We start from the raw sequence: 18,534 nt of genomic DNA on the forward strand, positions 1-18,534 counted from the left end.
CCCCATGAACCACCCCAGCCGCCGCCTTGTCATCGTCGTCCGGGCCGACCCGGTGATCTGCGGCCACTCCGGTGAGGCCCGTAACCTCGCCGAGGTCGCGCTCACCCGCGGCTTCGACGACGTCCGCCTGCTGACCTGGCCCATCCCGACGCTCGAAGCGGCCGGCCTGCCGCTCAAGCCGCTCGACCGGCTGCTGCCCTACAGCGAGGGCATCACGGTCGAACGGCCGGAGGCGGTCGGCGACTACCGGGTGCCGGACGGCCGCCACCTGGCCGGGCTCACCGGCCGGCTGGTCGAGCTGCTTGCCGAGCCGGTGCCGACCGTCTGCCTGTCGATGTACCTGGTGCCGCACACCACCGTGGTCGTCGACGCGGTCAACGCCGCCCGCGCCGCCGGGTTCACGCCGCAGGTCCGCACGATCGCCAAGGCGGTCGGCTCGGACGTCACCAACGTGATCCGCAACTGCCTGCGGGAGGGCCGCTGGGGCGCGGCCACCGTGCTGTTCACGACGTTCCTGGCCAACGACGAGCTGGTCGCGGTCTCCGAATACACCCGCGACGAGATCATCGCGACCGCCGAGGAGGTCGACACGCACAGCGGCACCACGTTCGCCGAGCAGTGCCGCAACCGGGTCACGGTCAGCTATCCGCCGATCGACGCGTCCGCCTTCCTCGACCCGGACCCGTCCGAGGTCGACGCGGCGCTGTCCCGCCGCGGCCTGGAACGCGACGGCTACATCCTCTTCCTGTCCCGGGTGGCCCGGGCCAAGGGCATCTACGACCTGGTCATCGCGTACGGGCAGATGCGCTGCCGGGACAAGGTGAAGCTGGTCGTCGCCGGCAACGGGCCCGCCCTCGAACACGTGCGGGCGATGACCAAGGAGGACGACCGGATCATCTTCCTGAACGACGTCGACGACGACGAGAAGACCCTGCTCATGCGCGGGTGCGCCGCGTACGCGCTGCCCACCAAGCCGGAACCGGACTTCGTCGAGACGTTCGGCATCGCCCTGGCCGAGAAGATGCTGGCCGGCGGCGGCCCGATCGTGACCACCCTGACCGGCGGCACCGGCGAGGCGGTCGGCGACGCGGCGGTGATCGTCGAGGCCGGCGACATCAACGGTCTCGCCGAGGCCCTCGACCGGGTCATCCTGGAGATGACCCCGCAGGAACGGGCCGACCTGGAGCGGCGGGCCCGGGCGAAAGCGATGGAATTCGACCGCGGTGCCGTTTTCGACAGCCTGTTCCCCCAGGAGTCCGCGGCCGTGCTCGGCTGACCTACGATCGGCGGATGCCGAAGGCGAGCTACCGCACCTGGCTCCGGCCCGGCCGGCTCTACCCGATCGCCGGGCTGGCCGCGCTGAGCCTGGCCGGGTGCGCCCTCACCGTGGTCTCGCCGTGGTTCCTGCTGTTTCTCGTGCCGCTGGCCGCCTTCGGTTACATTGCCGCGATCCTGCTGCTCAGTGCCTATCGTCTCGGCCCCGGCGGCGGCCAGCGCCGGATCCACGAGCTGATCGCCGCCCGGTCCGGCGGCGGCCCGCGGGTGCTCGACATCGGCTGCGGCAGCGGCAGCCTGGCCGTCCGGATCGCCCAGGCGTGGCCCGCGGCGACGGTGACCGGCGTCGACTCGTGGGGCCCGGGCTGGCACTACTCGCAGCGGATGTGCGAGGCCAACGCCCGCGCCGAGGGCGTCGCCGACCGGGTCGTCTTCCGGGATCAGAGCGGCACCGCCCTCGACTTCCCCGACGGCACCTTCGACATCGTGGTCAGCTGCATGACCTTCCACGAGATCAAGGACGAGGGTGCCGTACGCGAGGCGCTGCGCGTCCTGCGCCCCGGCGGCCGCTTCGTGTTCGTCGACCCGTTCGCCGACCCGGCGTACTACCCGTCGCAGGCCGCGATCCCGGGCAAGCTCACCCCGCTCGGCGACCTTGTCGACCTGCCGTTCCCGCTGCGCCACCCCAAAGTGCTCGGCTGCGCGATGCTGGCCGAGGGCACGGCATCGCCTTCGCTGAGCAAACACTGAGTGACGTCCATCGCTGAATCGGGTTACCCGGGGGCCGGGGTCCTACGGTGGAGCGGTGATGGAGATGCTGGGTGCCGTCGACCGGTTCGGTTACGCGGGCGTCGCCACCATCGTCTTCGTCGAGAGCTTCGGCATCCCGGCGCCGGGGGAGACGGCGATCATCGCGGCCGCCGCCTACGCCGGCCGCGGGCACTTCAACATCTTCGCGGTGGCGGTCACGGCCTTCCTCGCCGCCGCCGTCGGCGACAGCGTCGGCTACTGGATCGGGCGCCGCGGCGGCCGGCCGTTACTCACGCGATTTGGCCGGTACGTTCGTCTGACGCCCCCGCGGCTGGAGAAGTTCGAGGCGTTCATGACCCGGCACGGCCCGAAGATGGTGGTCGTGGCCCGCTTCGTCGAGGGCCTGCGCCAGTTCAACGGCGTGGTCGCCGGCACGACCCGGATGCCGTTCCCGCGCTTTTTGCTCTGGAACGTGCTGGGTGCGGCCCTGTGGGTGGGCTGCTGGTCGACGGTCGGCTACTTCGCCGGCAACCACCTGGAGGAGATCACCACCACGATCAGCCGTTACCTGGTGGTGGCCATCGCTGCGGCTGTCGTGCTGCTCCTCGCGTACATCTGGAATCGCCGCCGCCGCCGGCGCGCAAAGATTTAGCGGCGCTTCTCGGCGATCTTGGCGCGGACGCGCGCCAGGCGGATCGCCTCCTTGAGGGTGTGCACGTCGTAGGCGCCGTAGTGGCGGCGGCCGTTGATGAAGAACGTCGGGGTGCCGGAGACGCCGCTGAGATCGGCCGACTCGACGTCGCCGGCGATGCGGTCGGTGCAGGTGGGCTGCATCATGTCGGCGTGGAAGCGCTCGGTGTCCAGGTCGAGCTGCCGCGCGTAGCCGAGCAGGTCCATGATGCGCAGCTTGTCCTGGTTGGCGAGGAGCAGGTCGTGCATCTCCCAGTACTTTCCCTGCAGGCCGGCTGCCTCCGCCGCCTGCGCCGCCGTCTGGGCCTGCGGGTGCACGTCGGTCAGCGGCAGGTTCCGCCACACGAAGCGCAGGTCGATGTCGTTGAGCACCTCGCGGACGATCGGCTCGGCCCGGCCGCAGTAGGGGCACTGGAAATCGCCGTACTCGACGAGCGTCACCGACGCGTCGCTCGGGCCGCGCACGTGGTCGCGTTCCTCGTCGACCTCGGGGATCAGGTCGATCAGCTGGTCGGCGTCGCCGAGCAGGGCCACCGCCCGCTTCGCCTTCGGCAGCATGAAGGTGATCCGGAACTCGGCCCAGGTCAGCACGGACGCGGCCACCGCGGCGGCCAGGACCCCCAGCTTCGCCTCGGCCAGCATCGGGCCCTCGAAGGCGAGCGCGGCGATCAGGAACGACACGGTGAAACCGATGCCGGCGATGGTGCCGCTGCCCAGCACCGACGCCCAGCCGACGCCGGGCCGGATCCGGCCCTTGGTCACCACGGCGATCAGGGCGGACACGCCGGTCACGGCGATCGGCTTGCCGAGGACGTACGCCAGGAAGACGCCGATCGTCACCGGTGAGGTGACCGCCGTGCGCAGGAAGTGCGCGTCGATCGAGATGCCCGCGTTGGCCAGGCCGAACAGCGGCACGATCAGATAGCTGCTCCAGCCCTGGTAGGTGCGTTGCAGCCGGTCGTTGGGGGAGAGCGTCTGGACCAGGGTCACCCGGGCGAACCGGGCCAGCTCGGGGGTGGGCTGCTCGCGGAACGACCGGAACTGATCGCTGGCCTGCTCCAGCGCGCCGCGGTCCGGGGTGTAGGCGGCGGCGGTCAGGCCGAGCGCGAGACCGGCGACGACCGGGTCGATGCCGCTGGCCAGCATGGCGCCCCAGATGGCGATGCCGAACGGCACGTACGCGTAGCCGCTGCGCACCTTGAGCCGGCCCATCACGATGGTGATCCCGAACAGGATCACCGCGACCAGCAGCGGCATCGGGCTGATCTCGTCGGTGTAGGCGACCGCGATGACGATCAGGGCGACCAGGTCGTCCACCACCGAGACGGTCACCAGGAACAGTCGCGCCTGGTCCGGGACCCGCTTGCCGACCAGGGCCAGCAGCCCCAGGGCGAGCGCGGTGTCGGTGGACATCGCCACGCCCCACCCGGCCGTCCCCGGGCCGCCGTGGTTGATCGCCAGGAAGATCGACACCGGCAGAATCATCCCGGCGATGCCGGCGGCGGCCGGGAGGATGAAGCGGCGCCGGTCGCGCAGGTCGCCGAGGTCGAACTCGCGGCGCGCTTCCAGGCCGACGACCAGGAAGAACAGCGTCATCAGGCCGCTGTTGACCCATTCCCGCACGGTGAGCTCGACACTCATGTCGCCGAGGTGGATCGAGAGATCGGTGTGCCAGAAGCTCTCGTACGACCCGTCGGCCACGTTCGCCCAGATCATCGCCACGACGATCGCGGCGACCAGGACGCCGGCACTGCCCGCCTCGGTGCGCAGGAAGACGCGGATCGGCGCGACCCGCCGGGTCCAGGTGGTGCTGCCGTTCATGTCGCTCACGGCGTACACCCAAGCACGTGATCGTTAAAGTTTGCGTCCGGCCCCGGCACGGATGGTGAGATCCGCGGCACCCGCAATCTTGGGAGCGCTCCCAAATTCTCCCTTAGATCTATGGACGTCGCTGTCAGGAGCGTCGTATCGTACGGCTCTCAACCCGTTTCGTGCTGGAGGTTTGTCATGCGCCGTGCCGTGCTCGCATTGATCTTCGGCGGTGCGCTGAGCGCGTTGGCCGCGTGCGGCACCGCCACCGGCCAGACCCCGAGCACCGCCGCGTCCGGCCCCGGCGGCGGCGCGCTGCCGTCGGCGCTGGTCCAGACGAAGGAGTCGTGCGAGGCACTGGGCCAGGCGTACACCAAGAACGTCGGTCCGTTCGCCGAGGCGCTCAGCAAGATGGTGGCGGGCCCCGCGAAGACGACCCAGGATGCCGCGCAGCAGAAGCTGACCGCGCTGGCGACCGCCGTCCGCACCGCGACCGAGACCAGCGCGGACGCGCAGATCAAGGCGGACGGCAAGCAGACCGCCGACAGCCTGCAGGCCAAGGCGAAGGACGCGACGTTCTTCGCCGGCATCAAGACGACGGATGACGTCAACAAGGTCCTCGGCCCGACCCTGAAGGAATGGCTGTCCCCGGTCACCCACCACTGTTCGTGAGGTTTCAGCCCGCGCTGTCGCTGTCGCTCTCGCCGCTGGTGAGGACCGCGATCGCCGGCTCGTGCAGGCTGCCGAGCCAGACCTGACCGGCGTGCTCACGCACGCCGGTCACCATGTGGAAGCGGTCACCCGGAGCCCGCAGGTCACGCTTGAGTTCCCCATGATTGCCGTACGCCTGAACGCGCACCGTACGTTTCGGCGCCGGCTGGAGCTTCTCCGGAATCCGGGTGACCTGCCGCCGAAGCCAGAGCGGCCCACGCTGAAGCCGTTCGACAACGGGGTCCTTCGGGCTGGCAACGGCGACCCAGATGAGCCCGTCGCTGCCACGCGAGATGTTGTCCGGATAGCCGGGCAGATCGGCAACGAGGAAGTCCTTGGTCCCCGCGGCCGCTCCCGTGAGCCAGTAGCGAACCAGCGTGCGCGCGGCCGTCTCGGCCACGACGACGAACGACTCGTCGCCGGCCAGGGCGACCCCGTTGGCAAAGGCGAGCCCGTCGACAAGCACGTCGACCTGCCCGTCCGGCGTCCGGCGCAGCAGCCGTCCCGTGCGGGTCACCTCGACGACTTCGGCCCGCCACTCGTCGATCGGGTGCACGGTGGAGGAGTCGGAGAAGTAGATCGTCCCGTCCCCGGCAACGGCCGCGTTGTTGCAGAAGCGCATGGGCAGCCCAGCAACGGTGTCCAGCAGCGTCTCCACGTTCCGCCGGGTGCTGCCGCCGACCGTCCCGTCGGTAGCCCCACCACCGGCGAGATCAACGGCAAGCAGCCCAAGCCGGGCATCACAGACAAGCAGCCGCCCATCCGGCAGAAACTCGAGCCCGAGCGGCCGCCCACCGGTGCTCCCCACCGAGCCAACCTGCCCATCCGGCGCAACCCAGAAGATGTTGCCGTCCTCGGTCCCGGTGAAGACGCGCCCTTCGAACGGCCCACCGGTGGCGACGACGACATCCTCCGCGCCGAACCCCGGCACCGCGACAACTCGCAAGTCCATCCGGCATTCATACCAATGGCTCTGAAGCGAGTCGATACGCAGACGCCCTCCGCTCCTGTTCGGCCGAAGTCAGCACCTCCCCGCGAAGAACGAGACCGCAACCCGCACCGGCGTCCGCCCCTGCTCGGTCACGACCAGCGGTACGCAACGCCGCCCGGCGACGTGAAAACCCCCGATGAAGGCAGTGTCGAAGTCCGCGCAGGCATGAAACGTGACCGCCCGCGCCGGCGAGTAGCCCCAGGCCTGCCCGTAGTTGAGCCCGGCACCGTCGCCGTCGCCGTCGCCGTCGCCGGCACCGTCGCCGGCACCGGCTGCCGGGCCACCGCTCCGCTCTGCGATCGGCTGGCCGCTCCGCTGGATGCCCGGTTGCTTCCCGCCGGCGGAGCAGGAAGCTAGGACAAGACCGACGGCAACGACCGACAGCGGCCGGACGCAGAACCAGCTCGACATCGGCCCATGCTCGTATGCGGGCTCAACCCGATTGCCGCCCATTCGTGCGACTACCGACTGAAATGGCAGCCCGAAATCGGGAGCTATTTTACAGGCCACCTCCTTGTGGGCTCGGGAATTGCAGAGTCGTCTCCAGAATGTTCCATTCCGGCGGGCGCGGTTACATTGCTGCCGACGTTTGCGCGGGTCACGGCCGCAGTTCCTCCGGGGGGCCGCGGACGAGTGACCAGCCTCGGCCGTGCCCCCCCGCCGGCGGGTCGGTGCCGTGCTGCCACGCATGGTAGAGGCGTTGGGGGTGCCGGCGAGGGAGCCCTCGAGCGCGATCGCGCCGATGCGTGCGCCGGAACTCCTCGGCGACCTCGGAATAGTTGCGCCGCGCCGTCCGATCGCGCATTTTGGCCAATTCGACTGTGGTGAAGAACTGTAGCTGTCGCATGCCGAAATTCTTCCGCACGACCTACCGCCTTCGTCAGTATTCGATCATGCCAAGTTCAAGGCGAACGCCGCCGGTTCCATTCTGTTAGTTTGCCGATGTACTACCCGGCGACGAGCAGGGGAGCGCGGCCCCCGGACCGGTCGTGATCACGTAGGTTCGCGGTATGTCCGATGAGGTGTTCCCCCGCACGGTCATCACCAGTGACCGGCTGCGGCTCCGGCCGTTCGAGGCGTCCGATGTTCCGGAGGTGCACGCGGCCTGGCACGAGGAGCGGTTCGTCAGCACCGCCCCGGTGGGCTATCCCTACGCCAACGCCGGGCTCAAGACCGCGTTCGAGTGGTGCACGCTGGGGACCGAGAAGCATCGGCTGGACGGCAAGGGCGTGTCGTTCGCGGTCGAACCGCGCGAGGGCGGCCGGCTGATCGGGCACGTCGCCCTGTTCGACGCGGACTGGACCAGCCGCAACGCCGAGATCCACTACTGGACGGCGGCGTGGGCCCGAGGCAACGGCTACGCGGCTGAAGCGGCGAACGCGGTGGCCACCTGGGCATTGCGTGACATCGCGTACGAGCGGATCAGCCTCCACGCCGCCACGGCCAACTCGGCGTCCCGGCACGTGGCCGACAGTGCCGGTTTCCAGTTCGAAGGCACGTTGCGCAACTTCGCCCCGACCCGCAGCGGCACCCGCACCGACCTGGCCGTCTACAGCCTGATCAAGCAGGACCTCCGCCCGGCCGCAGGCTGAACGTCCTCCCGACCACCGGAATCGGACCGCGCCCCGCTACTCGGACCGATTGAGTACGGCAACTCACGCGACACCCACGGCCACGTTCATAGGTTGATGCCCATGAATTCGACAGCGGAACTGGACCGCCCGCCCGCGAGCCCCACCTACTGTGGCCGCCACCGCCGCCCGCGGCGCTGGTTCACCGGCCACGAAGTCGCAGCAGCCACAGCTCCTGCCACAGCCACCCCCGCCCCGCAAGCGGGTTCCGCCCCGGCCACCCCCGCCTCGGCAAAGGGTTCCGCCCCGGCCGACTTCGATCCCGCTGACTTCGACCCGGCTGACTTCGACCCGGCCGGTCCAGCAACAGGCTCCGCCCCGGCAGGCTTCGACCCAGCCAATCCCGGTCCGGCGGCCGGCTCCACCCCGGCTGACTTCGGCTCTCGCCTGGTGACCAGCTCGGACCTGGCCGGCTCCGGGTTTCGGCTGGTGAACAGCCAGCTGCTGGCAGCCTGATCAGGCGAGATCTGTCCGGATCACCCGGCGGCCGCGAGCGCGGCGTGCAGGCGGTCGGGCCGGTCGGTCGTACGCTGCAAACGCTGCACTTCGGTGAAGCCCGCCCGGGCCATCCGCCCGGCGAACTCGTCGACCGGCCAGCGGTAGGCCGTGATCACCCTGTGGTCGAAGGGTTCGGCCCGCTCGCCGTCGAAGAACCCGGCGACGACCATCCCGCCCGGCGCCACGACCCGGCGGAGTTCGGCGAGAACGACGTCGAGGTCCGCGGGCGGACGGTGGATCAGCGAGTACCAGGCCAGGACCCCGGCGACGGAGCCATCGGCGACGTCGAGGGCGTCCATCGACCCGAGCCGGAACGGAACGCCGGGATGTGTCGCCTCGGCGTGGGCGATGAACTCGGGCACCATGTCGATCCCGGTCGCGTCGAGGCCGAGCGACCGGAGGTAGGCGGTGAGGTGTCCCGGCCCGCAACCCAGGTCCAGCACCGGACCGGTGCGGCCGCCCAGGTACCCGCCGATGAAGTCGAGGTCGTACGCCTCCATCCGCCGCCCGTCGTCGATCAACTCGATGTACGGCCCGGACATCGCCGAATAGGCGTCCCGCACCTGCTCCGACAACACCGTTCGACGCACTGCGATGACCCCCGTCGTGTGCTGGGCCGGACGACGACCCGCCGGCCGTCCAGTCGCGCCCAGCCGGACACGATGTCTATCACGTTGCCTCGCCGGCCGTCGCGATGATCGGCACCAACTCGAGGAGCCATGCCGAAACGACCTGACGTGTTGACCGTCAATACGAAATCAACATGTAGACGGAACGGGTGGACGTCAATGTTGACGAGTCAACTCAACTCCATCAACACGAACGCCCACCGCGTCGCTGCATCAGGCGTCGCTACGCCAGGCGCTGCTGGCTCAGCGCCAGGTGTCGCTCACTGACGTGGTGCAGGAGGAGCCGGTGGTCAGGGTTCGGTTGGCGCCGGATTCCCAGGTCACCGTGGAGCCGTTCTTCTTGACGTACTTGTACTCGACCGTCGTGTTCGGTGGCAGGTTCACCGTGCCGGTCCAGACCGGGTACGAAGCCGACGACAGCGCCACCCCGCCGGCCGTGTTCCAGCTGCCCAGCGCGGCGACGCTGCCCAGCACGTAGACGTTCTCGCCCCAGACCGTGGTCGCGTTGACGCCGAAGGCCGTCGCGACCGTCGTGCACGCCCCGGGGGAGGTGGTCGCGCCGGACGTGGGGACGGAGCCGGATCCGCGGGCGTTGACGTGCAGCGCCAGCATGCTGTTCGCCGCCACGGTGGCGGTGAAGGTGCCCGACGAACTGACCGTGTAGGACGTACCGGAGCAGGTGCCGTTGTTGTAGTCGCCGTTGGCGACGTCGCAGTAGGTGCCGGCCGGCAGCGACGTCTGGAAGGTCCGGTTGAGCGACGACCCGTCCCGGTTGAAGACCGCATAGGCCGCCGAGCCGCGCCCGAAGGCCGCCTGCGCCCCGCCGTTCGACCACCAGTTGGTCACCGAGGTGCCGGTGGCGGCGTTGTGGAAGGCGACCATGTTGGCCGTGGTGCGCCACCGGTGCTCGCATGCCCAGCCGGACGAGCAGTTCACCGCGCTGGTGGTGCCGTTGGCGGCGGCAGGCGGCCCGGCGTCCGCGTTGGAGAACGTGAACGACGACATCACCGACGGCGTCCCGTACGGGTAGGCCAGCATGAACGCCTCGGACAGGGCGTAAGTCGTCCCGTCCTTGTAGGTCAGTTTTGCCCGCCCGTTGCGCTGGGTGTCGTGGTTGTCGATGAACGCGACCGCATCCCCACTGGCCAGCAGCATCTGGTTCGGCAGCGACGACAGCCCGGAGAGATTGCCGTCCTTGAACGCGTTGCCGACCACGTCGCCGTAGCGGAACTCGGTGACGTCACCGATGCCGGTGTACTCGGTCGGGCTGATCTCCCCGCTACCACCTTCGATGGTCTCCTGGAAGATGTACGGCGTACCGCTCAACGCGCCGTAAATGGCCTGCAGATCGGCGACCGGCATGTGCTTGGCCGCGTCCACCCGGAACCCGTCGACGCCCAGCGAGATCAGGTCGTTGAGGTAGCCGGCGATCTTGCCGCGGACGTAGGACGACTCGGTGGCCAGGTCGGACAGGTCGACGAGCTCGCAGTTCTGGACCTCCCACCGGTCGGTCCAGCTGACGATGTCGTCGTTGCCGTTCTTCCCGCAGTGATGGAAGTCGTTGTTGCCGTACGCGACCGCCGGGTACGAGTAGTGACTGTAGGTGGAGCCGGCGCTGCCGTTGCCGGTGGACCCGCCGCCGGCCATGTGGTTGATGACGGCGTCGACGTAGATCTTGACCCCGGCGGCGTGACAGGCGGAAACCATCGACGCGAACGCCGCCCGGTCACCGCGCCGCGTGGTCAGCTGGTAACTGACCGGCTGGTAGTCCTGCCACCACGGGTAACCGGAGGACGGCAACACCACGTGTTCCTGCGGCGGCGATACCTGCACCCCGCCGAACCCCTTCGGCCCGAGCACGTTGGTGCACTCGGACGCGATCGACGCCCACGGCCATTCGAAGAGATGCACGATGACGTCCCGCGCACCCGGATTGGCGTCGGCCTTGGCGTCGGCGTTATGCGGCCGCCCGATCGCTACCAAAGCCGCCGCGAACATCAGCAGCATCACACCAGGTATCGCCCAGCGCCTGGTCGAACGAGTCATCGGGCACCTCCGGAAGGGGGAACAAGAGGGGGACGGGGTTGGCGAAGGGCCGCGGCTGGGGAACAGCCGCCGAACAGGCCGGCAACGAACGGGCCGGGGCGAAGGGACGGAACCCGGCGGACGCCGGAAGAGCAAAGGTCAAGGACGAAGGACGAGGAGCCGGCCGTACGGATGGGAGTTCAGCGAAGGTACGGCCCATCGGTCCCCACCTTTCCAGGAGCCGGGTTGCCCGCAAGCGCCAGCACGTACACCGCCATGTCGCCCTTGCTGCTGACCGACGCGGTCAGCGAACCATTGGTAACAGTCTTTACGTCACCGGATACGGCGTCGGTGTACGTACCGTTCGGAATCCCGGTGAAGGTGGCACTGCTGGACACCGCGACCAGGGCGAAACTGTCCACCGACCCGGACGTGTAGCGGCGCTTGTAGGCGATGTTCCCGCTGACACCCTCGGTGGAGTACTGCCCCATCTGCAGCGCGGGGATGGCCCGGCGGATCTGGTTGAGCCGCTGCAGATGCTTGACCAGTGGTTGAGCCAGGGTCGTCGCGACCGCCCCGCTGGAGCTGGAAACCACCCCGTAGCCGGACGCGGTCACCGTCCCGGCCACCTTGTCGCCGTAGTAGGCGCGCCCGGTGGTGGCCAGCGGGCAGGTCGGCCCGCAGTCGATCTGCTTACCGGCCTGGAACTCGATCTCCGACCCGTAGTAGAGGGTGGGGATGCCGCGGAACGTCCACATCAGAGCCATGTTCTCGGCCCAGGCGTCGGTGCCGCCGGTGTAGCGGAACTGCGACTTGTTCGGCCCGTAGTCGTGCGAATCCACGTACACGACGTTGTAGGTCGCGTCGTTGACCGAGTCGTCCGAGTCCTTGCCGTTGTAGAAGGCGTTGGACGCGTCCGAGAAGTTCATGTGCATCCGCATGTCGATGATGTTCATGCCGGAGAACTGACTGTGGTCGGGCGCGTGATAGACGTTGCCGTTGAGGAACGCGTTGGTGCTGGTCGGCTGCCCACCCGTACCCACATTGTTTTCGTAGTTGAACTGGTCGAGCGCCGCCTGCACGTCGTCGTCGGTGTACGTCTTGCGTTCTTTCCAGGTGAAGAACTGGGCCGAGTGGTTGACCGAGCCGCGGTTCCACTTGTCGTTGACGAACGCGGCCACCTCACCGAAGACGTAGAAGTCCTGGGCCTTGGTCGCGCCGTACTTCTGCACCAGATGCTGCTGCATGGCCGGCAGGAAACGCCGGTTCCAGGTGACGCGGGGGATGTGCACGGCGGTGTCGATCCGGAACCCGTCGACGCCCATGTCGATGTATTTGTTGTACGCGTCGATCAGGTATTTCTGGACGACCGGGTTCTCGGTGTTGAAGTCGGCGAGGTCGTCGGCGAGCCAGCAGGACCGCGCGTCCTCACCTTCCCAGTTGCCGATCCAGCACTGGTGGTAGAGCGAGGCCGGGAACATCCCGGAGGTCGGCGACGGCCACTGGCAGTTGTGATTGGCGTACCCCTGCGGGCTGTAGGTGCCGTTTGTCGTACCCCAATTCCGGCAGGTGTTCCCGGCCGGCTCGGCCGTGGTCCAGAGGTCGCCGTTGTAGGGCCGGCCCTGGGCGAGCTGATTCTGCGCGGCGGTAAGCGTCGGGTCGGTGCCGGAGAATTCCACCATCGGGTCGTAGGTCTGCCCGTCGACCTTGGTGGAATACATCCAGTCCCACGAGCCGTCCTTGGCGCCCCACACCTTCGGCACGTAAAGCCCGTTGGCACCCCAGCGGGAACTGTGGTTGTAGACCACATCCTGGTAGATCTTGAGGCCCTTGGCGTGCGCCTTGTCGATCAGATCCTGGTAGGTCGCGCCCGGCGATTCGAGCCGGGTGTCGACGCGATAGAAGTCCCAGCCGTGGTAACCGTGGAAGTCGTAGTCGGAGCGATTCAGCACGACCGGCGTGATCCAGACGGCGGAGAAACCGACGCCCTTGATGTAGTCGAGCTTGTCGATGAGCCCCTTGAAGTCACCGCGGAACATCGGGTCCTGATTGGCCGCGTTCCCGGAGGAGATGTTCTGGCTGCCACCGCGGTCATTCGAGGTGTCCCCGTCGTAGAACCGGGCGGTCATCACGAAGTAGATGCTCTCCTTGCGCGGGTCCCCGCCGAGCATTTCACCGCCCGCGGCGGCCGGCGGCGCTGAACCGGTGGTGACGGACACGGTCGCGCTGGGCGCGGAAATGTTGCCGGCCGCATCAACAGCACGAACGACATAGGTGTACGCCGTGGTAGCGGCCAGCGAGCCGTCGATGTAGGTGGCATAGCCACTGGTCAACACCACGGTCCCGGCAGTCCCGCCGGTGCGGGTCAACTGGTAGCCGGTGACCCCACGGTCGTCGGTCGAGGCCGTCCACCCGAGCGTCACGGTGACGTGGTCGACGCTGGCGGTCAGCGCACCGGGCGCGGTCGGCGCGGTGGTGTCGGCCGGCACCGCGGTGCACGGATCGGTCGCGTCGGCGGTGATGACCCCGCCGCTGACCTTCGAGGTGCCCGCGGTGAGGGCGTAGTTGCGCCCCGAGTTGTTGTCCCAGGTGCCGTTGCCGTTGTTGAACGTGGCGGCGAGCGTGGTCGCCGCGCCGAGCTCGACGGTCTTCTTCACCCAGCCGGTGCAGGCGGTCTCGTTCATGGCCACACCCGGCACGGTCGTCCAGGCTTCCCCGGTCGGCGCGTAGTGCAGGTAGGTGGTGGCCCACGTGGACGCCGGCTGATAGAAGATCGTGGCCGTGTTGTCCCCGGCCGGCGGGTCGACGACGGTGCCGGAGCACGGATCGGCCGCGGTGACCACGCCACCGGTGATGGTGACGATCCCGGTGCCGACGGTGTAGTTACGTCCCGAGTTGTTGTCCCAGGTGCCGGACCCGTTGTTGAACGTGGCCTGCATGCCGGTGGCGGTGCCCAGGTCGATCGCCTTGGTGTACCAGCCGCTGCAGGATGCAGCGCTCATGGCCACGCCGGGCACGGTCGTCCACGATCCACCGGTCGGTGCGTAGTGGATGTTGACGGTGCTCCAGGCCGACGACGGCTTGAAGAAGACGGTCACGGTGTTGGTCGCGGCCGCGAAGGCCGGGGCGACCAGCAGCGGAACGGCGGTGACGACCGCCATGACCGCGGCGATCCACCAGGGGCGTTTTTTGGACACGGGTTCTCCTCCAACGACCTCAGGGGGCGTTTCTCGATCGAAGGATGACGTTGGCCGAAGAGCGCGAGGCCCGTGCCACCACACGTCGGAGCCGGTGACACGGGCGTAATCCCGCGTTCATATTGGATGGCACGCTAGCAATCACTTGCATCGATTGGAAGAGTTTTCGTCAATGTTGCAAGCGCATGCTTAGAAAGATATCGATGCGGTAACGCGGCAGCTCAGGTCAGCCCAGGAGGGCGGCGTGCAGCGCCGGCCCGCCGAGCGCACTCAGCGGCCGGGCCGCCGGCCAGGCCGCCGCCGCAGCCGGATCACGGCTGGTCCCGACCGTCGCGCCGCGCGCCTGCAGAGCCGACAGCACGCGAAGACGCACGGGAGTATCCGCAGCCAGGAGCCCACCGGCGAGGACGACCGGCCCGTCCGCGGCAACCTGGTCGAGAGTGGCGAGCAACCGCCGGGAGGCGTCGGCCGCGATGAACAAAGCCGCCGCATCACCGTCGCGGGCGGCGGCACACACCACCGGTGCGAGGGCGTCGATCGCGGCGAGCGGAAGCCCTTGCGCCCACCGGATGAGCGCGTCAACCGACGCGGCTCCGGCATGCGCGGCAACCCGAGAGGCCAATGTGGATGGCCAATCCCGGACAGCAAACCGCAAGGCTTGCAAGCCCATCCAGCGCCCCGACCCTTCGTCGCCGAGAAGCCAGCCGAACCCGTCCGCGACGGCGACGACCTCATGAGCGACGATTCGGGCCGCGACCGCGCCGGTGCCCGCAATGAGTGCGCTCCCTGCCAACATAAATGTTCCGGCCGCGAACGCGGTGACCACGTCGCCGACCACGCGCACCGGGCAGCAAAGGCGGCGGCGATAACCGGATCCGCCGCGACGCTGGTGCCGGCCAGCCCGGCCACCCCGCCGGCCACCCGCGATGGATCACATCCGGACAGCGCTTGCAGGACCGCATCCCCGATGGACGCGGCCGCGGCCACCCCACCGGACAGCGGATTCCCCGGCCCGCCGAGCCCGCGGCCGATCACGGATCCATCGCCAACGGCAATCGATGAAAAGGACGATCGACGTGACGGGTGAGAGCGGCTCACCATGCTCCTGGGTGCGCTCGTCGCGTACGCGCTGGCTCGGTATGAATTTCGCGGGAACCGGCTGCTCTACTACGTCTTCGTCGCGGCCATGTTCTTCCCGGTGTTCCTCGCGCTGGTCCCGCTGTTCTTCGTCGTCCAGCAGCTCGGACTCCTCGGCACCTATCCCGGCCTGATCCTCGTCTACGCCGCTTACGCCGTACCCTTCACGGTCTTCTTCCTGCATTCGTTCTTCCGCACCCTGCCCGGCGAGATCGCCGAGGCCGCCTTTCTCGACGGCTGCTCGCATGCCGCGGTGTTCTTCCGCGTCATGCTGCCGCTCGCCCGCCCCGGACTGGTCGCGGTGGGCATCTTCAATTTCCTCGGGCTCTGGAACCAGTATTTGCTTCCGCTGGTTCTCAATCCCGACCCGGACCGGTACGTCCTGGCGCAGGGTCTGGCCGCCCTGTCGGTCAGCCAGGGGTATCGCAGCGACTGGGGCGGACTGTTCGCCGGCCTGACCATCGCCATGCTGCCGGTGCTCGTCGCCTACGTCGCGTTCCAGCGCCACATCCGCGCCGGAATGACCGCCGGCGCGGTCAAGTAACCCCCCCCCATTTCCCACATCCCCTGGGAGGACCGTGCCCATGAAACGCCGATTGGCTCTTTGGGCGATTCCCGTTCTGGTGGCCTCGGGCGCTGTTGCCCTGTCCGCCGGACCTGCCTCGGCCGCCGACTGCGGCTATCTTTTCGACGACTTCCACTACACGTCGTCGGCCGATTCATCGCTGACCGGGCACGGCTGGACGCCGCGCACCTACTCCGGCGGGCCGGGCGTGCCCGGCGCGACCTGGTCGGCCAACAGCATCACGTTCCCGACCTCGGCCGGCGACCAGGTCATGCAGCTCACCGCCGCCACGGACGGCACCGGCGCCGGCACCAACCAGGCCGAGCCCTACTCCACCCAGAAGCGGTTCCTGGACGGCACCTACGCCAGCCGCATCCGGTTCACCGACGCGCCGGTCAGCGGCGCCGACGGCGACCACATCAACGAAACCTTCTTCACCATCAGCCCGCTCAACGGCGACCTCGACCCGACCTACTCGGAGCTGGACATTTCCGAGTACCTGCCGAACGGCGGGTGGGGCGAGACCGGGCCGATCAACTACCAGACCAGCTGGTACACCTACCGCGCCGACCCCTGGTACGCCGACAACGTGCACTCCGAGGAGCGGCAGGGCTTCGACGGCTGGCACGACCTGGTGGTCCAGGTGGCGAACGGGCACATGATCTACTTCATCGACGGGGTGCAGGTCGGCGACCACTCCGGCAAGTTCTACCCCCGCCAGACGATGACGATCAACTGGAACCTGTGGTTCATCGACACGGCGGCGCACACCGGCGGCCTCTCGACGTACATCCAGCAGGTTGATTGGGTGTTGTTCGCGAAGAACCAGGTGCTCGCGCCATCGGCGGCGACCGCCGCAGCCGCTTCCTACCGGTCCTCTCGCGTGGCCTTCACCGACACGGTCTCCTCGGCCGGGGGCTGCACGACGACGCCTCCTACCACTACGCCTCCCTCGACAAATCCGACAACTCCTCCCGCTACGGACTGCTCGAACGCGCCCGAGTGGCAGTTCGCGTCGGTCTACACCGGCGGCAACCTCGTGAAGCACGAGAAGAGCCGCTACGGCGACCCGAGCGGCCCGCCGTCCGGCCAGGGAAAGCACCTCTGGAAGGCCCGATACTGGACACAGGGATCCGAGCCCGGCTGGACCGAACAGTGGCAGGATCTGGGTCGCTGTTAAAAATCGGATAACTGTGCCGGGGGAGTGGGATCAAGGTGTCCCACCCTCCCGGTACAGTGCCGCAGGCAAAGTGATCGCCTGCGTCCCGTTTTCGGGTGACGGGTGGCAACAGGGGAGGATTCGTTGGGCGCTTCCGGGTGGGACTATTACGTTCCCTACCAGCCCGACCGGTATGCCGCCTTCGTCGGCCTGCGGCAGCGGGTCTTCGAGAGCGGCGAGTTCTGGTGGGCCGTGCCCGGCGAGCCCGGCAAAATGGCTCGCGACTACCCGAACCGCCCGCAGACCGAGGACGAGCTGTGGTCCGAGGAATCGGTGCGCCTGGCCGGCACCCACTCGATCCTGGACATGTACCGAGTGCTCAACGACGACGAGAAGCCCAACTACGGCTGGCTGCCTTTCGCGTACGAGACGTTCGAGGAGTACATGGCCCTGGTGAACGAGCACGGCAACCCCGACTACGGCATCATCGCCCCGCTGACCGAGGCCGAGGCGATAGCCGTGACGGGTTCGGCAAAGCTGACCCACGACCACGTCGAGAAGATCACCGAGCTGGCGCAGTATCGGGGAATCGGCCGATGTGTGGTGCTGCACGACCCCGACGGCACCCCCGCCGAGCTGTACTTCTGGGGATACTCCGGCGACTGACCAACGTAAGAGCCCGTTGTCAAGGCGGGTGATTGATGTTGGTTGATCAGGTTGTTTTCCCTGGTGATGTGGGTGGTGTCGTGGTGCTGGGCCGGTCGGTGATCACCGGTCGGCTCGGTGGCATGGGTGGGGGCCGGGCCGGTTGTTTCAGCTTGTTTCAGTTGCCGGCCTGGCTGGTTGGTGATGTTCCCTGGTGCCGGTGTGGTGGGGGCTCCGCCGCGGGTTCCGCGTCTCTACGTAGATCATCAAACGGGCTGGTCCCACGGGTGGTGGCGGGGTCCCGACAGCGTGCAACCGAGCTTGTGCGGAGCGCGGCGGGTGGCCCTTGGTCAGTCACGAGCTTGGTGGCTCTACGAAAAGTCGGGCTCGCCCCGCCGGGTGGGGGAAGGTTTATGGAGTTGTCGGCGGTCGCATCGCTGCCGCCGCTGGTGAGGTCATCAGGCGGCCACCGCGGGGATGGGCCGGCCGGTACGGTGCTGGCCGGCGGCGATGTCGGGGTTGAACGGCTGCCGGCGGGTGACGATGGCGTGCAGCCAGCGCAGCAGGGTCGCGGCGCACGCGGCGCGGGCCTGTGCGGGGGCAGGCGGTCGGTGTCGCGGCGGGTCAGGTGGGTGAACTTGGCGTGTAGTACCGGGTTGTGGGGCAGGGCGCCCCAGACGGCGCGCCAGGCGGCCAGCCGCAGCCCGGGCCGCCCACGCCGGGACAGCCGGGTCTGGCCGCGGAAGGTGGCCGAGGTGTTCTCGGCCGGGTTGAGCCCGGCGTGTTTGACGACGCTACGCGCGGACGCGAACCGGGTCAGGT

General features: G+C 68.5%; 15 protein-coding genes and 1 pseudogene. 8 read left to right on the forward strand and 8 right to left on the reverse strand.

Annotation, left to right across the window (positions count from 1 at the left end; translation table 11 throughout):
• Nucleotides 1–4 precede the first annotated feature (4 nt).
• The 3 genes from Adu01nite_RS11795 to Adu01nite_RS11805 are packed head-to-tail and all read left to right on the forward strand — an operon-like array spanning nt 5 to nt 2,677.
• Nucleotides 5–1,276 carry a glycosyltransferase gene (locus Adu01nite_RS11795; protein ID WP_203726619.1) on the forward strand — a complete coding sequence of 424 codons (1,272 nt, stop codon included), beginning with the start codon at nt 5–7 and terminating at the stop codon, nt 1,274–1,276.
• A 14-nt stretch (nt 1,277–1,290) separates the two neighbouring features.
• On the forward strand, nt 1,291–2,025 hold the full coding sequence (locus Adu01nite_RS11800; RefSeq protein WP_203726620.1) for a class I SAM-dependent methyltransferase: 735 nt from the start codon (nt 1,291–1,293) through the stop codon (nt 2,023–2,025).
• A 58-nt stretch (nt 2,026–2,083) separates the two neighbouring features.
• The gene (locus tag Adu01nite_RS11805) at nt 2,084–2,677 is read left to right on the forward strand and encodes a DedA family protein (protein WP_239132323.1); all 594 of its coding nucleotides are present in this window, start codon (nt 2,084–2,086) and stop codon (nt 2,675–2,677) included.
• On the opposite strand, the gene nhaA is transcribed toward Adu01nite_RS11805, so the two are convergent.
• Entirely contained in the window at nt 2,674–4,536 is a 1,863-nt protein-coding gene (gene nhaA, locus Adu01nite_RS11810) for a Na+/H+ antiporter NhaA (RefSeq protein WP_203726667.1), read from the reverse strand. The two genes, Adu01nite_RS11805 and nhaA, sit on opposite strands and share 4 nt — an antisense overlap.
• Before the next feature lie 186 nt (nt 4,537–4,722).
• Between nhaA and Adu01nite_RS11815 the strand changes: the two genes are divergently transcribed.
• Nucleotides 4,723–5,196, forward strand: coding sequence for a hypothetical protein (locus Adu01nite_RS11815; protein WP_203726621.1), 474 nt, complete (start codon nt 4,723–4,725; stop codon nt 5,194–5,196).
• 4 nt (nt 5,197–5,200) lie between these two features.
• On the opposite strand, the gene Adu01nite_RS11820 is transcribed toward Adu01nite_RS11815, so the two are convergent.
• Both Adu01nite_RS11820 and Adu01nite_RS11825 read right to left on the reverse strand, forming a co-directional pair.
• Nucleotides 5,201–6,187 (reverse strand): SMP-30/gluconolactonase/LRE family protein, encoded by a 987-nt coding sequence (locus Adu01nite_RS11820; protein ID WP_203726622.1) that lies wholly within the window; start codon nt 6,185–6,187, stop codon nt 5,201–5,203.
• A 69-nt stretch (nt 6,188–6,256) separates the two neighbouring features.
• A complete protein-coding gene (locus tag Adu01nite_RS11825; RefSeq protein ID WP_203726623.1) occupies nt 6,257–6,637 on the reverse strand; it encodes a hypothetical protein in 381 nt (126 codons plus the stop codon).
• 599 nt (nt 6,638–7,236) lie between these two features.
• Here Adu01nite_RS11825 and Adu01nite_RS11830 point away from each other — a divergent pair.
• Nucleotides 7,237–7,818 carry a GNAT family N-acetyltransferase gene (locus Adu01nite_RS11830; RefSeq protein WP_203726624.1) on the forward strand — a complete coding sequence of 194 codons (582 nt, stop codon included), beginning with the start codon at nt 7,237–7,239 and terminating at the stop codon, nt 7,816–7,818.
• 515 nt (nt 7,819–8,333) lie between these two features.
• Here Adu01nite_RS11830 and Adu01nite_RS11835 read toward each other — a convergent pair.
• The 4 genes from Adu01nite_RS11835 to Adu01nite_RS11850 form a co-directional block, all read right to left on the reverse strand.
• A complete protein-coding gene (locus Adu01nite_RS11835; protein WP_379138840.1) occupies nt 8,334–8,897 on the reverse strand; it encodes a class I SAM-dependent methyltransferase in 564 nt (187 codons plus the stop codon).
• A gap of 330 nt (nt 8,898–9,227) precedes the next feature.
• Entirely contained in the window at nt 9,228–11,030 is a 1,803-nt protein-coding gene (locus tag Adu01nite_RS11840; RefSeq protein WP_203726625.1) for a carbohydrate-binding module family 20 domain-containing protein, read from the reverse strand.
• 179 nt (nt 11,031–11,209) lie between these two features.
• Nucleotides 11,210–14,206 carry a carbohydrate binding domain-containing protein gene (locus Adu01nite_RS11845; protein ID WP_239132315.1) on the reverse strand — a complete coding sequence of 999 codons (2,997 nt, stop codon included), beginning with the start codon at nt 14,204–14,206 and terminating at the stop codon, nt 11,210–11,212.
• 226 nt (nt 14,207–14,432) lie between these two features.
• Nucleotides 14,433–15,032, reverse strand: a complete 600-nt coding sequence (locus tag Adu01nite_RS11850) for a BadF/BadG/BcrA/BcrD ATPase family protein (protein ID WP_239132316.1) — start codon at nt 15,030–15,032, stop codon at nt 14,433–14,435.
• A 267-nt stretch (nt 15,033–15,299) separates the two neighbouring features.
• Here Adu01nite_RS11850 and Adu01nite_RS11855 point away from each other — a divergent pair.
• The 3 genes and pseudogenes from Adu01nite_RS11855 to Adu01nite_RS11865 form a co-directional block, all read left to right on the forward strand.
• Nucleotides 15,300–15,887, forward strand: a pseudogene (locus tag Adu01nite_RS11855) (carbohydrate ABC transporter permease); the annotation flags it as partial.
• Nucleotides 15,888–15,927: 40 nt separating this feature from the next.
• Nucleotides 15,928–17,088 (forward strand): glycosyl hydrolase, encoded by a 1,161-nt coding sequence (locus tag Adu01nite_RS11860; protein WP_203726626.1) that lies wholly within the window; start codon nt 15,928–15,930, stop codon nt 17,086–17,088.
• A 123-nt stretch (nt 17,089–17,211) separates the two neighbouring features.
• Entirely contained in the window at nt 17,212–17,733 is a 522-nt protein-coding gene (locus tag Adu01nite_RS11865) for a hypothetical protein (protein WP_203726627.1), read from the forward strand.
• Nucleotides 17,734–17,890: 157 nt separating this feature from the next.
• Here Adu01nite_RS11865 and Adu01nite_RS48870 read toward each other — a convergent pair whose 3' ends face one another.
• Nucleotides 17,891–18,532: a transposase gene (locus tag Adu01nite_RS48870; RefSeq protein ID WP_369076812.1), complete on the reverse strand. Its 642-nt coding sequence runs from the start codon at nt 18,530–18,532 to the stop codon at nt 17,891–17,893.
• Nucleotides 18,533–18,534 lie beyond the last annotated feature (2 nt).

The sequence above is a fragment of the Paractinoplanes durhamensis genome (assembly GCF_016862175.1).
GTDB classification, from domain to species: domain Bacteria; phylum Actinomycetota; class Actinomycetes; order Mycobacteriales; family Micromonosporaceae; genus Actinoplanes; species Actinoplanes durhamensis.